Genomic DNA, 13327 nt, shown 5'->3' with positions numbered 1-13327 from the left:
CGACGTCATGCGGATGACAGTGATCGGCACCGGATACGTGGGAACGGTGCACGCCGCGTGCATGGCCGACATCGACCACCAGGTCCTCGGCATCGACATCGACGCCGAACGGATCGCATCCCTGTCGGCGGGCCGGGCGCCCATCCACGAGAGCGGCCTCGACGAACTGCTCGCCAGGACCGTCGCGTCGGGCAGGCTGCGCTTCTCCACCTCGCTCGCCGAGGGCGCCGCGTTCGCCCGGACGCACTTCCTGTGCGTGGGCACCCCGCAGCGCCCCGACAGCAAGGCCGCCGACCTCCGTTACGTGGACGCCGTCGTGGACGGGCTCGCCCCGCATCTGCGGCCCGGCAGCCTGATCGTGGGCAAGTCGACCGTGCCGGTGGGCACGGCGGCCCGGCTCGCCGAGCGCATCGCCCGGACGACCCGGGACACGGAGGTCGCCTGGAACCCCGAGTTCCTGCGCGAGGGGTCCGCGGTCCAGGACACCATGCGGCCCGAGCGGCTCGTCGTGGGCGTGACGTCGCAGCACGCCGAGGCCGTGCTGCGGACGATCTACACGCCGATGATCCTCGCCGGGGTGCCGTTCTTCAGCACCGATCCGGCGACGGCGGAGCTGGTCAAGGTCGCGGCGAACTCCTTCCTCGCCACCAAGATCTCCTTCATCAACGCCATGGCCGAGGTGTGCGACGCCGCGGGCGCCGACGCGTCGGTCCTGGCCAGGGCCATCGGCGCGGACACCCGGATCGGGCCCCGCTTCCTCGAACCGGGGCTCGGCTTCGGCGGCAGCTGCTTCCCCAAGGACATCCGGGCCTTCGCCGCCCGCGCCGAGGAGATCGGCGCCGGTGAGGCGGTGGTGTTCCTGCACGAGGTCGACCGGATCAACACCCGTCAGCGCCTGCGCACCGTCGAGCGGGCACGCCGGCTCCTGGGCGGCTCGCCGACCGGGCGCCGGATCGCCGTGCTCGGCGCGGCCTTCAAGCCCGGCAGCGACGACGTGCGCGACTCGCCCGCCCTGGCCGTGGCGGCGGCCCTGCACCGGCAGGGCGCCGCGGTCCGCGTGCACGACCCCCAGGCCCTCGACAACGCCCGCGCCGTCCACCCCGAACTGTCCTACGCCCTGGACGTCGACAAGGCGTGCGAGGACGCCGACCTGGTCCTGCACCTGACCGACTGGCCCGAGTACCAGGACATCGACCCCGCCGCGCTCGCCTCCCAGGTGCGCTCCCCCGTCCTCCTGGACGCCCGCAACAGCCTCGACCCGCGGTCCTGGTCGGCGGCCGGCTGGACCGTGCACGCCCCGGGCCGCCCCCGGCTCTCCTGCGCCACCCCGTCGCGGGTCAGGACCGCCGCACTCACCGGAGGTGCGTCATGAGGGTCGTGGTGACCGGCGGCGGCGGTTTCGTGGGATCCCATCTGTGCGAGGCGCTGCTGCGCCGAGGAGACACCGTCTGCTGCCTGGACAACTTCTGCACCGGGGAAGAGGACAACGTCGCCCACCTGCTCGGCACACCCCGCTTCCGGCTGATCCACGCCGACGTGACGGCGCCGTTCGACGTGCCGGGCCGCGTGGACGCCGTCGCCCACCTCGCCAGCCCCGCCTCTCCGCCGGACTACCACCGCCTGGCCCTGGAGACCCTGGCCGTCGGCAGCCGCGGCACCGAGCAAGCCCTGCGCCTGGCCCAGCGGCACGGCGCCCGCTTCCTGCTCACCTCCACCAGCGAGGTCTACGGCGACCCGGAGGTCCACCCGCAGCCCGAGGAGTACTGGGGCCACGTCAATCCGGTCGGCCCGCGCAGCGTCTACGACGAGGCCAAGCGGTTCGCGGAGGCGCTCGCCACGGCGTACCGGCGCGGCCCGGGCGTTGACGCGGGCATCGTACGGATCTTCAACACGTACGGTCCGCGGATGCGGCCGCACGACGGACGGGTGGTCTCCACCTTCGTCCGCCAGGCCCTGGCGGGCCGGCCGCTGACGCTCTACGGCGACGGCAGCCAGACCCGCAGTTTCTGCTACGTCGACGACCTCGTCCGAGGCCTGATCGCGATGCTCGACAGCGACCGCGCCGGGCCGGTGAACCTGGGCAATCCCAGCGAGCGCACCGTCCGCGAACTGGCCGAACTCGTCCTCCGTATCACCGGATCGCCCTCGCGGATCGTCTGCCGCCCGCTGCCCGTCGACGATCCCACCCGCCGCCGCCCGGTGATCAACCGGGCCGTGGAGCAGCTCGGCTGGATGCCCCGCGTCCCCCTCGACGAGGGGCTGCGGCGCACGGTGGCGTGGTTCGCCGCGCGGTCCGAACCGCCGCTCGCGCGAGTGCCGGTGGAGGCCTGATCCCGATGACCGGGCAATTCTCCAGAGCCACCGCCCGGCGGTGCACCGCCCCCGGCGTCCTCACCGCCGCGCTCGTGCTGATCGGTGCGAGCGGCTGCGTGGCCACGCCCCACTACTCGCCCGCGACCGGCACCAAGGCCGATGCCGCCCCGTACGCCACGTACTACGTCGGTTCGCGGGGCGACGACGAGAACGACGGTTCCTCGCCCGGACAGGCATGGCGCTCCCTCGCCCGTGCCGAACGCGTGGCGCTCGAACCCGGCGACCGGCTGCTCCTGGAGGGCGGCGCCCGGTTCACCGGCACGATCACCCTGGGCAGCACCGAGGCGGGCCGCGCGGACCGGCCCGTGGTGATCGGTTCGTACGGCGAGGGCCGCGCGACCGTCGAGGCCGAGGGCAGCCCCGGCATCTCCGTGCACAACACCGCGGGCGTGCGGATCCGCGATCTCACCGTCACCGGGGACCGCGCCGCCTACGCCCGTGACGGCGGCATCAACCTCTACGCCGACCGCCCCGGCGGCGGAAAGCTGAACCGTGTCTCCGTCTCGGACGTCACCGTCTCCGGATTCCAGGTGGGCATCGCCGTCGGCGGCATCGAGAAGGGCAACGGATTCAAGGACGTGACGATCCGGCAGGCGAAGCTGCACGGCAACAAGGACGCCGGTCTCCTGACGTACGGCCCCGAGTTCGAGCCGGGACAGCCCGCCTACGCGCACGAGGACGTCGACGTCACGGGCGTCGAGGCCTACCGCAACACCGGCGATCCCGCGGCGGACGACCGTCACACCGGCGACGGCATCATCCTGGGCGCCGTACGCCACGCCACGGTGCGCGACTCCAGCGCCCACGACAACGGGAGCACGTCGGCCACCGAGGCGCCTTCGGGGCCGGTGGGCATCTGGGCCTACGACGCCAGCGACGTGCTCCTGGAGCACAACACCGCCTACCGCAACCACACCGGTTCGGACGTCGACGGCGCCGGGTTCGGATTCGACGAGAACGTCTCGGACTCGACCATCCAGTACAACCTGGCCTTCCACAACGACGGCCCGGGCTTCTACACCTACACCAGGAAGACCAACGGCGCGCACAAGGACAACACGATCCGCTACAACCTCACCTCCGACGACGGCCGCAAGCTGCCGCGCTTCGGCGGGCTCGCCGTCTACGGCCACGACGTGCGCAACCTGCGCATCTACCAGAACACCGTGGTCATGACGGCCCTGGAGAACGGAAGGAGCGGCCCCGCCCTGCGCCTGATGGACGGTCAGACGGGTGTCACGGTCCGCAACAACACCTTCGTCACCGACGGCTCCCCCCTGGCCCTGGTGGACCGGGGCCTCACCGCGAAGAACGTCCTCGTGCAGGGCAACAACTACCGGGCGCCGCAGGGACAGTGGGCCGTGCAGTGGGGCGACCACGCCTACACCGGCCTCGCCGCCTGGCGCACGGCGACCGGACAGGAACGCGTCGACGGACGGCCCGCCGGCCTGACCGTCGACCCCTGCCTCGCCGGCGGCGAACTGCCGGACGTCGACTCCCCCGGCGACGCGCACCTGCTCGCCCCGGAGTGCGACGCCCTCGCGGACAAGGGCCTCGACCTGCGGAAGCTGTTCGGCGTCGACCCCGGTTCCGTGGACTACTTCGGCCGGCCCGTCGGCACGCCTCCGCCGGTCGGGGCCGCGCTGCCCCCGGCGGACTGAGCCCGGCCGAAGACACCGGGTCCGGCTGAAGATGCAGGTGCCCGCCGCCCGGGCCTACGATCGAAACAGCGAGACCCCAGGTTGAAGCGTGACTCTCGGCCGGGTGTCCCTGCCACGCAGGGAGGCGCTTTGCCATTGCTTCGGGCACACCCTCGGGACCCACCACGGGCCCATCGGCTCATGGTCGCCTACATCGTCCTGGTCGCCGCTCTCACCGCCGTCTACATGACGCTGCCGGGCCTGCGCGCACCCCTCTGGGCACTCATCGGCCTCGGGGGCGTCGCGGCCGTCCTCCTCGGTGCGCACGTCCACCGGCCCGCGCACCGCTGGCCGTGGTGGGTGCTCGCGGCCGGACTCTTCGCGTTCGCCGCGGGCGACACGTACTACAACGTGGTCGAGCAGTACTTCGACGCGTCCAATCCGTTCCCCTCCCCGGCGGACGCCTGCTACCTCGTGGTCTATCCGCTGCTCGCGGCAGGCCTCTTCGGCCTGGTCCGCTACCGCTGGGCGGGCCGCGACCTGCCCAGCCTCCTCGACGCGCTGATCATCACCGGCGGGCTCGCGCTGCCCGTCTGGGTCTACCTCGTCCAGCCGCTCACCGAGGTCGAGGGCCTGACCTGGCCGCAGCGCGCCATCAGCATCGCCTACCCGCTGGGCGACGTCCTGGTCCTCGCCCTGCTCGCCCGGCTGCTGACCCCCGGCTACGTGACCGGCCACAATCCCGCCGTGCGCCTGCTCGTCCTGGGCACGCTCACCCTGCTGCTCTTCGACATCGCGTACGGGATTCTCCAGCTCAACGGGTTGTGGCAGGCGGGCACGCTCCTGGACACCGGCTGGATCGTCTTCTACACGGCGTGGGGCCTTGCCGCGCTGCATCCCTCCATGGCGGAGCTGACCGCCTACACCCATCAGCCACTGACCCTGCTCCCGCCGCCGCGCAGGCTCGTGCTGCTCGCCGCGGCCACCCTCATCGCCCCGGCGATCCTGCTCACGGAGGGCCTGCTCGACAGCGCCCATGACGCGGCCGTCATCGCCGCCTTCTCCGGCGCTCTGTTCCTGCTGGTGATCCTGCGGCTCGCGGGCATGGTCGTGGCGCACCGCAAGGCCGTGGACCGTGAGCTTGCGCTGCGCGACGCGGCCTCCTCGCTGGTGGCGGCGATCACGACGGAGGAGATCACCGACACCTGCGAGACGACCGTCGCCGCGCTCTCCGGGTCCGGCGGCCGGTCCGGGACCCTGCTCCTGGAGGCGGGCGACACACCGCCGGTGCCCTACGCCGCCCTCGACCTGCGCCGCACGCGCCTGGTCCAGGCCGCCGCACTCGGCCCGCAGATCGCCGCCCGCTTCGGGGCCGCGCAGCGTGCGCTGGTGTGCCCGATGATCCAGCGCGACCGTCCGGCCGGCGACGCGCCGCCGGGGGTGCTGATCGCGGCGGGCTCCGAGAAACAGCTCACCGAGATCTGGGGCTCCCTGGAGATCCTCGCCTCGCACGCGGGCCTGGCCAAGGAGCGCATCGCACTCCGCAAGGAGATCATCCGGCGGGAGAGCGAGGCGCACTTCCGTACGTTGGTGCGCAACGCCTCCGACGTCATCCTCATCGTCGACGACGACGACACCGTGCGGTACGCGAGCCCGTCCGCCCAGGCCGTCTTCGGGGCCGCCACGCTGATCGGGGCGGAGCTCCCGGCGCTGGTGGACCCGCGCGACAGCGACCGGGCCGCGCGGGTCCTCGCGGCCATGCGCGGCGGCGGGCAGCAGGAGCCCCACGACTACTGGTGGATGCCGCGCGGCGGCGGGCGCATCGAGGTGGAGGTGCGCTGCAGCGACCTGCGCCAGGACCCCACCGTCCGCGGCCTGGTGGTCACCCTGCGGGACGTGACCGAGCAGCGGCAGCTGGAGCACGAGCTCACCCAGCGGGCCTTCCACGACGCGCTGACCGGCCTGCCCAACCGGACACTGCTCCTGGAGCGCATCGAGCGCGCCCTGCTGCGCGGCCGCCGCGAGTCGATGCTGACCTGTGTGCTCTTCGTGGACCTCGACGACTTCAAGGTCGTCAACGACACGCTGGGGCACTCGGTCGGCGACCGGCTCCTGACGGCGGTCGGATCGCGCCTCTCGCGGTCGCTGCGCCGCAGCGACACCGCGGCCCGGCTCGGCGGCGACGAGTTCGCCGTCCTGATGGAGGACGCCAAGCAGCCCGTCGACGCCGAGATCCTCGCCGCGCAGGTGGTGCAGGCGCTCAGCAGGCCCTTCCAGCTGTCCGGCGACTGCGTGAGCGTCTCGGCGAGCGTGGGCGTGGCCACGGCCGCGGACAGCGCGGGCGCCGATGAGCTCCTGGCCCACGCCGACCTGGCGCTGTACGCCGCCAAGGCCGCGGGCAAGCGCCAATGGCGCCGCTTCCAGCAGCGGCTGCACGTACGCATGCTGGAGCGGCACGACCTCCAGGCCGGCCTGGACCGGGCGATCGCCGACGAGGAGTTCGCGCTGCGCTATCAGCCCGTCGTGGACATCAGCGCGCACGTCGACCCGGCGCAGAGCGCGGCGGGCGCCGCCGAGATCGTCGGCTTCGAGGCCCTGGCCCGCTGGCCGCACCCCCGGCGCGGCCTGGTGCCGCCCCAGCAGTTCATCCCGCTCGCCGAGGAGACCGGGCACATCACGCCGCTGGGCGCCTGGGTCCTGGGCAGCGCCGCCACGGACATGGCCGGACTGCAGAGCGTGGGGCCCTCATCGGAGCGGCACCCCTACATCAGCGTGAACGTGTCCGCGCGCCAGTTCCGCGACGCGGGCTTCCTCGACGAGGTGCGCAGGGCCCTGGACACGCCCGGCCTTGCCCCGGGTTCCCTGCAGCTGGAGCTCACCGAGTCGGTGCTGATGCGGCGCGACAGCCAGATCCAGGGGGTCATGGAGGCGTTGAAGGACCTCGGGGTGCGGATCGCGGTGGACGACTTCGGCACGGGATTCTCCTCGCTGCGCTACCTCCGCGAGTTCCCCGTCGACGTACTCAAGATCGACAAGACGTTCATCGACGACATCGCCGACGACACCCGGCAACTCGCCCTCGTGGAGGGCATCGTGCACCTCGCCGACACGATGGGCCTCCAGGTCATCGCCGAGGGCATCGAGCAGTCCGCGCAGCGGGACCTGCTGGCCGGGATGGGCTGCGGGTTCGGCCAGGGCTATCTCTTCGCCCGGCCGCTGACGGCCGAGCAGGGGGAGCGGCTCCTGCGACGCCGGGGGCAGAACGGCGCCGCCACCGGCCGGGGAGCGGGGCCGGGCCGCCGGATCACACCGGCCGCCCCCGCTCCTTCCACCCGCGCTGTCCCGACCGCCCCGATCCCCTCGGAGAGGGAGAGCGCCATGAGCGAACCTGACGCCGAACTCCTGGGGGTACGGAGCGAGCCGCGCTGGGGCGATCTCGACCACCTGCGGCGGACCAGCCCGATGAGCGACTGCGTCCTGGACGAGGTCCGCGGCCGGCACATCCGCAGCGGTGACCACTGGCTCATCGACTTCGCCTCCTGCAACTACCTGGGCTTCGACTGCGATCCGGAGATCATCGCTGCCATCGAACCCGCCGTACGCCGCTGGGGAACGCACCCCAGCTGGTCCCGGCTGCTCGGCAGCCCCCGGCTCTACCCCGAGATCGAGGAACGGCTCGCCGCGCTGCTCGGTGCACCCGACACGCTGCTGCTCCCGACGGCGACCCTGATCCACGCCTCGGTGATACCCGTCCTCGCGGGCAAGGGCCATGTCTTCGTCGAGGCGGCGGCGCACCGCACGGTGTACGACGGCTGCGTGGCCGCCCGCGGGCAGGGCGCGACGCTGCGGCGGTTCCACGCCGACCGGCCCGACGAACTGGCCGCCCTGCTGCGGGCGGTGCCGAGCGGCGATGCCCGCCTGGTCTGCCTGGACGGCGTCAACAGCATGAGCGGGAACATCGCCGACGTACCCGAACTGGCCGGACTCTGCCGTGACGTGGACGCCACGCTGTACATCGACGACACCCACGGATTCGGTGTCATCGGGGAGCGCGGCGTCGACGAGCCGTGCCCGTACGGGATGCGCGGCAACAGCGTCGTCCGGCACACGGGTGAGACGTACGACAACATCGTGCTCGTCGGCGGCTTCTCCAAGGCCTACTCGTCGCTGCTCGCCTTTCTCGCGCTGCCGACCGGGCTCAAGGACCATCTGAAGGTCACCGCCGCCCCCTATCTGTACTCCGGGCCCTCGCCCACCGCCTCGCTCGCGACCGCGCTTGCCGGGCTGGAGGTCAATGACCGGCGCGGCGACGCCATCCGCGCCGATCTGCACCGCAAGACCGTCCGGGTCCTGGACCACGTGGCCGGGCTCGGGCTGAAGACGCTCAACTCCGATCAGCTGCCGATCGTGGAGATCCCCCTGGCCGACGCGTCCGACCTGGACGCGGTCGCCGGTTTCCTCTGGGAGCAGGGCATCTATGTGACCCTCGCGGCCTATCCGCTCGTGCCGCGCGACCGGGTCGGCTTCCGCGCGCAGCTCACGGCCCTGAACTCCGACGAGGACATCGACCGGCTCAACGCCGCCCTGACCCGCCTCTCCGAGCGGTTCCCGCTGCGGCCGGGGAGCTGACACCGTGATGGCCCCGACCCGCAACGACGACGTGGACTGGGACAGCTGGCCCGTCCAGGACTATCTCGGCGAGAACTACCGCGTGCTGCACCCCTCCGACGCCGCGGTCATCGTCCACCACTCCGCCTTCTACCGGCAGTTCGCCCCGCACAGCGCCGCGCGCTCCCTGGAGTTCGGGGCCGGACCCAACCTCTATCCGCTGATCCTCGCCGCCGCCGCGAGCCGCCGCATCGACGCCGTGGAGGCGAGCGCGGCGGGCGTCGCCTATCTGACCCGGCAGCTCGAACAGGCCCCTGACGAAAGCTGGTTGCCGTTCCACGCGCTGTGCCGACGCCTCAACCCCGATCTGCCGCCGACGCTTCCACGGGCGCTCGCGGGCGTGCGCGTCGTCCACGGCGACATCCGGGCGCTGCCGTCCGGCTCGTACGACATCTCGTCGATGAACTTCGTCGCCGAGGGCGTCACCGAGGACTTCGCGGAGTTCACCGACTTCTGCCACCGCTTCGCGCGCTCCGTCGTCCCGGGCGGGCATCTCGTCGCGGCGTTCATGGAGAACATGCCGACGTACCGCATCGGGCCCACGTCGCGGTGGCCCGGCTGCCCAGTGGACCCGGCCGTCGTCACCGAGGTGTTCGCCCCGCTCACCGAGCACCTCGCCGTCACCCGGATCGACGCCGACCCGACACTGCCGGACTACGGCGACTCCGGGATGGTGCTGCTCTCGGCGACGCGCCGCGAGGCGTGACCGCCCGCCCTCGGGGACCCGCCTCCTGGGGCCTCAGGCGCCCGCCTCCCGCAGTGCGAACGCCGTCTCCACCAGCGCGATGTGGCTGAACGCCTGGGGGGCGTTGCCCAGTTGGCGCCGGTCTCGCGGGTCCCACTGTTCCGCGAGCAGGCCCACGTCGTTGCGTACGTCCAGGACGCGCTCGAAGGTCTCGCGCGCCTGCCGGAGGTCGCCGGTCGCCGCCAGCGCGTCGGCGTACCAGAGGGAGCACGCCACGAACGTGCCCTCCGATCCGCGCATGCCGTCCACGCCGTGCCTGCCCGGGCCCTCGTGCGCGTACCTGCGCACGAATCCTTGGTGGTCCAGGGCTCGCATCGCCCGGACGGTGTCGCGCACGCGCGGGTCGCCCGCGGGCAGGAAGCCGACCTTGGGGATCAGCAGGGCCGACGCGTCCAGGGCGGGCGATCCGTAGGACTGCACGAACGACCGCCGCCCGGCGTCCCACCCCTCACGGCACACCTCCCGGTGCACCGCGTCCCGCATGGCGCGCCACTCCCCCGCGGACTCGTTCCTGCCCAGCAGTTCACCCATCCGCAGGGCACGGTCGGCTGCGACCCACGACATGACCTTGGAGTGGACGAACTGCCGCCTGGCGCCCCGGACTTGCCACAGTCCCTGATCGGGTTCGCGCCAGTGCTCCCGCAGATGGCCCATCAGGGATTTCACCAGGCTCCACAGATGGGGCTGCATCGGAATCCCCGCCCGCAGCGACAAGTAGAGCGTGTCGAGCACCTCGCCGTAGACGTCGAGCTGGAACTGACCGACCGCCGCGTTCCCCAACCGTACGGGCCGCGACCCCTCGTAGCCGGGCAGCCAGGGCGCCTCGGCCTCCGGCAGCCGCCGCTGGCCCCCCACTCCGTACACCGCCTGTAGATCGGCGGGGTCCCCCGCGACGGCACGCACCAGCCAGTCGAGCCAGGCCGTGGCCTCCTCGCGGTAGCCGCTGCGCAGCAGGGCGGAGAGGGTCAGCGTGGAGTCGCGCAGCCAGCAGAAGCGGTAGTCCCAGTTGCGCTCGCCACCGACGCACTCGGGGAGCGAGGTGGTCGGCGCGGCGACGATGCCGCCGGTGGGCGCGTAGGTGAGGGCCTTCAGCGTGATCAGCGAGCGGGTGACGGCCTCCCGCCAGGGACCTTGGTAGCGGCACTGGGCCGTCCAGCGGCGCCAGAAGTCGCCGGTCGCCTTCAGGGCCGTCTCGGCCGGGACGCTCAGGGGCGCGGGCGGATCGGTCAGATGCGAGGGCGCCCACACCAGCTGGAGGGTCAGGCGCTGGCCCGCCGTGACGGTGAAGTCCAGGACGGTGGGGTTCGGGTCGGTGGAGTCCGGGGTGGTGGAGTCCGGGGTGGTGTCCACGCCGCGTATCTCCATCGGGCCGTCGGCGCTCAGCCAGAGGGAATCGGGACCGGCCACGGCGACCGTGCAGTGCTCCTGGGCGCGCACCCACGGCACGATGCGGCCCTGGTTGAAGCGCGGCCGCAGTTCGCTGCGCATGGCCACGGCGCCGGACAGGCCCTCGACGACGCGCACGACGCAGGGCAGGTGTGCGCGGGGCGGCATGAAGTCCGTGACGCGCACGGCACCGGTCGGGCCCTCCCAGCGGGAGTCCACGATCAGGGTGTCCTGGCGATAGGCCCGCCGGGCGCAGGGTCCAGCGCCTACGGGGGAGACGCGCCAGAAGCCGTGCTCCCGCGTGCCGAGCAGTGCGGCGAAGCAGGCCGGTGAGTCGAAGCGAGGCAGGCAGAGCCAGTCGATCGACCCGTCCCTGCCGAGCATGGCAGCGGATTCCAGGTCACCTATGAGGGCGTAGTCCTCGATGCGTGCGTTCATGATCGAGTCACGCCGTCGTGCACATTGCCGCCCTTCCATTGTACGGCGGACGGGCCCGTCGGGCCTGGGCTCAGGCCCCCGCCCCGGGCACCACGAGGCCCGACTCGTACGCGGCGACCACCGCCTGCGTGCGGTCCCGCAGCCCGAGTTTGGCGAGCACCCGGCTCACGTGGGTCTTCACGGTCTCCTCGCTGACGTGCAGCCGCCCGGCGATCTCCGGGTTGGACAGGCCCTCCGCGATCAGCCGCAGCACCTCGGTCTCGCGCGGGGTGAGCGTGTCGAGGCGGGCGGCGGGCCCCGCGGGCGGGCCCGGCCTGAGGCGGGCGAACTCCGCGATGAGGCGGCGGGTCACGGTGGGGGCGAGCAGCCCCTCGCCGGCGGCCACCACCCGCACCGCGTCGAAGAGGCGCTCCGCCGTCACGTCCTTGAGCAGGAACCCGGCGGCGCCCGCGCTCAGCGCGTCGTACACGTGCTCGTCCAGGTCGAAGGTGGTCAGGATCAGCACGCGCGTGCCGGTCCCGGCGAGCCGCCCGGTCGCCTCGATGCCGTCCATCACCGGCATGCGGACGTCCATCAGGACCAGGTCGGGCAGCAGCTCCCGGCAGAGCTCGACCGCCCGCGCGCCGTCGGCCGCCGTGCCCACGACCGTGAAGTCGGGCTGGGTGGCGAGGAGTCCGGCGTATCCGGCGCGTACGACCTCGTGGTCGTCGGCGATGACGAGGCGCAGCGGAGAGGGGCTGGGGGTGCTCATGCGGCATGCTCCCGCACCGGCGCCGGGAACGTCGCCTCGATGAGGAATCCGCCGCGCCGCGCCGGGCCCGCACGCAGCTCGCCGCCGACCATCGCGGCCCGCTCCCGCATGCCGACCAGGCCGTGCCCCGCGTCGAGGTTCTTCGACGTGTGCGGACTGGGGCCGTTGTCGCGCACGCGCAGGCGCAACGCGTCCTGGGTGTAGCGGAGTTCGACGTCCACGGCGGCGCCCGGCGCGTGGCGGCGGGTGTTGGTGAGGGCCTCCTGCACGATGCGGTACGCGGTGAGTTCGAGGCCGGGGTCCAGGGGGCGTACCGGGCCCTCGACGATGAGGCGCACGGCCGCCGCCGACGCGTCGCGTGCCTCGTCGACGAGTTCACCGAGCTGTTCGAGGCCCGGCTGCGGGCGGCGGTCCGGCGTCGTGCCGCCGCCCGCGTCCTCGCGCAGCACGCCGAGCAGCCTGCGCATCTCGGTCAGGGCCATGCGCGCGGTGTCGCCGATGGCCAGGAAGCGCTCGGCGCCGACGGCGGGCAGGCCCGGGGTGGTCAGCCGGGCGGTCTCGGCCTGTACCGCGATCATGGAGATGTGGTGGGCGACCACGTCGTGCAACTCGCGCGCGATCCTGGCCCGTTCGCCGCGCGCGACGTGTTCCAGGAGGGTGTCCGCGATGGCCTGCTCGGTCGCGCTGTTCACCAGGGCGGTGTCCCGCGCCCTGCGGGCAAGACCGGTACCGGCGGCGACGGCGGCGCCCACCGCGGTGAGGACGGTCAGGAACCGCTCCCCCGCATCCGATCCCGCGGGCACGGAGACCGCGTACGCGATGAAGGGCAGGGGGAGAAGGCCGGCCACGTACTTCAGGCCCCGGCGCCCGGCCTGGTGGAGCGCGACGAGCAGCGCGCACAGTCCGGCACCGGTCAGGACGTGGAACGGCGCGAGGGAGAGCATGCCCGCCACACCGGCGAGGACGACCGCGGCGGCGAAGTAGCCACGGGAGCTCCTTGAGGCGCCGAAGGGGTGCTGCCCAGCAGAGGGCTGCGCCATGCGGTCGCCGCCCGCGAGCACCGCGACCGGCACCGTCGTCCCCAGCGCGAGCGACAGGGCCAGCGGGAGCGGAACATCGCCGTCCGCCCGCAGCAGCACCTCGCTCACGGCCCCGAGCGCCAGGAGCGCCGCTGCCGCGACCGGAGTCTCGGGGCGGTGCGCGATGCGGCCGCGCGCCACGCCGCGACCGAAGCCGGCGGTGCCGCGACCGAAGCCGGGCATGCCGCGCCGGAAGCCCGCTCTGGAAGATTTCTCCCTCACACGTGTCATTGTCACCGGCCCGGCG

General features: G+C 72.9%; 8 protein-coding genes. 5 read left to right on the top strand and 3 right to left on the bottom strand.

What is annotated here, in order from left to right:
• The first annotated feature begins 7 nt into the window (after positions 1-7).
• From ACZ6ZP_RS36485 to ACZ6ZP_RS36465, 5 genes are all read left to right on the top strand, one after another.
• The gene (locus ACZ6ZP_RS36485) at positions 8-1372 is read left to right on the top strand and encodes a UDP-glucose dehydrogenase family protein (protein WP_469410112.1); all 1365 of its coding nucleotides are present in this window, start codon (positions 8-10) and stop codon (positions 1370-1372) included.
• Complete coding sequence (locus tag ACZ6ZP_RS36480; protein ID WP_469410110.1) at positions 1369-2331, top strand: UDP-glucuronic acid decarboxylase family protein; 963 nt, start codon at positions 1369-1371, stop codon at positions 2329-2331. The genes ACZ6ZP_RS36485 and ACZ6ZP_RS36480 overlap by 4 nt, the downstream gene beginning before the upstream one ends.
• A 5-nt stretch (positions 2332-2336) precedes the next feature.
• Positions 2337-4034, top strand: coding sequence for a right-handed parallel beta-helix repeat-containing protein (locus tag ACZ6ZP_RS36475; protein ID WP_361472116.1), 1698 nt, complete (start codon positions 2337-2339; stop codon positions 4032-4034).
• 180 nt (positions 4035-4214) lie between these two features.
• On the top strand, positions 4215-8642 hold the full coding sequence (locus ACZ6ZP_RS36470; RefSeq protein WP_469410108.1) for an aminotransferase class I/II-fold pyridoxal phosphate-dependent enzyme: 4428 nt from the start codon (positions 4215-4217) through the stop codon (positions 8640-8642).
• A gap of 7 nt (positions 8643-8649) precedes the next feature.
• On the top strand, positions 8650-9387 hold the full coding sequence (locus tag ACZ6ZP_RS36465; RefSeq protein WP_469410195.1) for a class I SAM-dependent methyltransferase: 738 nt from the start codon (positions 8650-8652) through the stop codon (positions 9385-9387).
• A gap of 33 nt (positions 9388-9420) precedes the next feature.
• Here ACZ6ZP_RS36465 and ACZ6ZP_RS36460 read toward each other — a convergent pair whose 3' ends face one another.
• The 3 genes from ACZ6ZP_RS36460 to ACZ6ZP_RS36450 form a co-directional block, all read right to left on the bottom strand.
• Positions 9421-11250 carry a glycoside hydrolase family 15 protein gene (locus tag ACZ6ZP_RS36460; protein ID WP_469410106.1) on the bottom strand — a complete coding sequence of 610 codons (1830 nt, stop codon included), beginning with the start codon at positions 11248-11250 and terminating at the stop codon, positions 9421-9423.
• Positions 11251-11320: 70 nt separating this feature from the next.
• A complete protein-coding gene (locus ACZ6ZP_RS36455) occupies positions 11321-12001 on the bottom strand; it encodes a response regulator transcription factor (protein ID WP_366463831.1) in 681 nt (226 codons plus the stop codon).
• Positions 11998-13302: a sensor histidine kinase gene (locus ACZ6ZP_RS36450; RefSeq protein ID WP_469410103.1), complete on the bottom strand. Its 1305-nt coding sequence runs from the start codon at positions 13300-13302 to the stop codon at positions 11998-12000. The genes ACZ6ZP_RS36455 and ACZ6ZP_RS36450 overlap by 4 nt, the downstream gene beginning before the upstream one ends.
• Positions 13303-13327 lie beyond the last annotated feature (25 nt).

This window comes from Streptomyces sp. NPDC054047 (assembly GCF_055585065.1).
Note: the sequence above shows the minus strand (reverse complement) of the source record. Positions and strands in the feature narration are given on the sequence as shown.

Bases quoted from the DNA above. Each gene is read 5' to 3' on its own strand.
- ACZ6ZP_RS36475 (WP_361472116.1), top strand. From the start codon at position 2,337: ATGACCGGGCAATTCTCCAGAGCCACCGCCCGGCGGTGCACCGCCCCC.
- ACZ6ZP_RS36460 (WP_469410106.1), bottom strand. From the start codon at position 11,250: ATGAACGCACGCATCGAGGACTACGCCCTCATAGGTGACCTGGAATCC.
- ACZ6ZP_RS36485 (WP_469410112.1), top strand. From the start codon at position 8: ATGCGGATGACAGTGATCGGCACCGGATACGTGGGAACGGTGCACGCC.
- ACZ6ZP_RS36455 (WP_366463831.1), bottom strand. From the start codon at position 12,001: ATGAGCACCCCCAGCCCCTCTCCGCTGCGCCTCGTCATCGCCGACGAC.
- ACZ6ZP_RS36470 (WP_469410108.1), top strand. From the start codon at position 4,215: ATGGTCGCCTACATCGTCCTGGTCGCCGCTCTCACCGCCGTCTACATG.
- ACZ6ZP_RS36480 (WP_469410110.1), top strand. From the start codon at position 1,369: ATGAGGGTCGTGGTGACCGGCGGCGGCGGTTTCGTGGGATCCCATCTG.
- ACZ6ZP_RS36465 (WP_469410195.1), top strand. From the start codon at position 8,650: ATGGCCCCGACCCGCAACGACGACGTGGACTGGGACAGCTGGCCCGTC.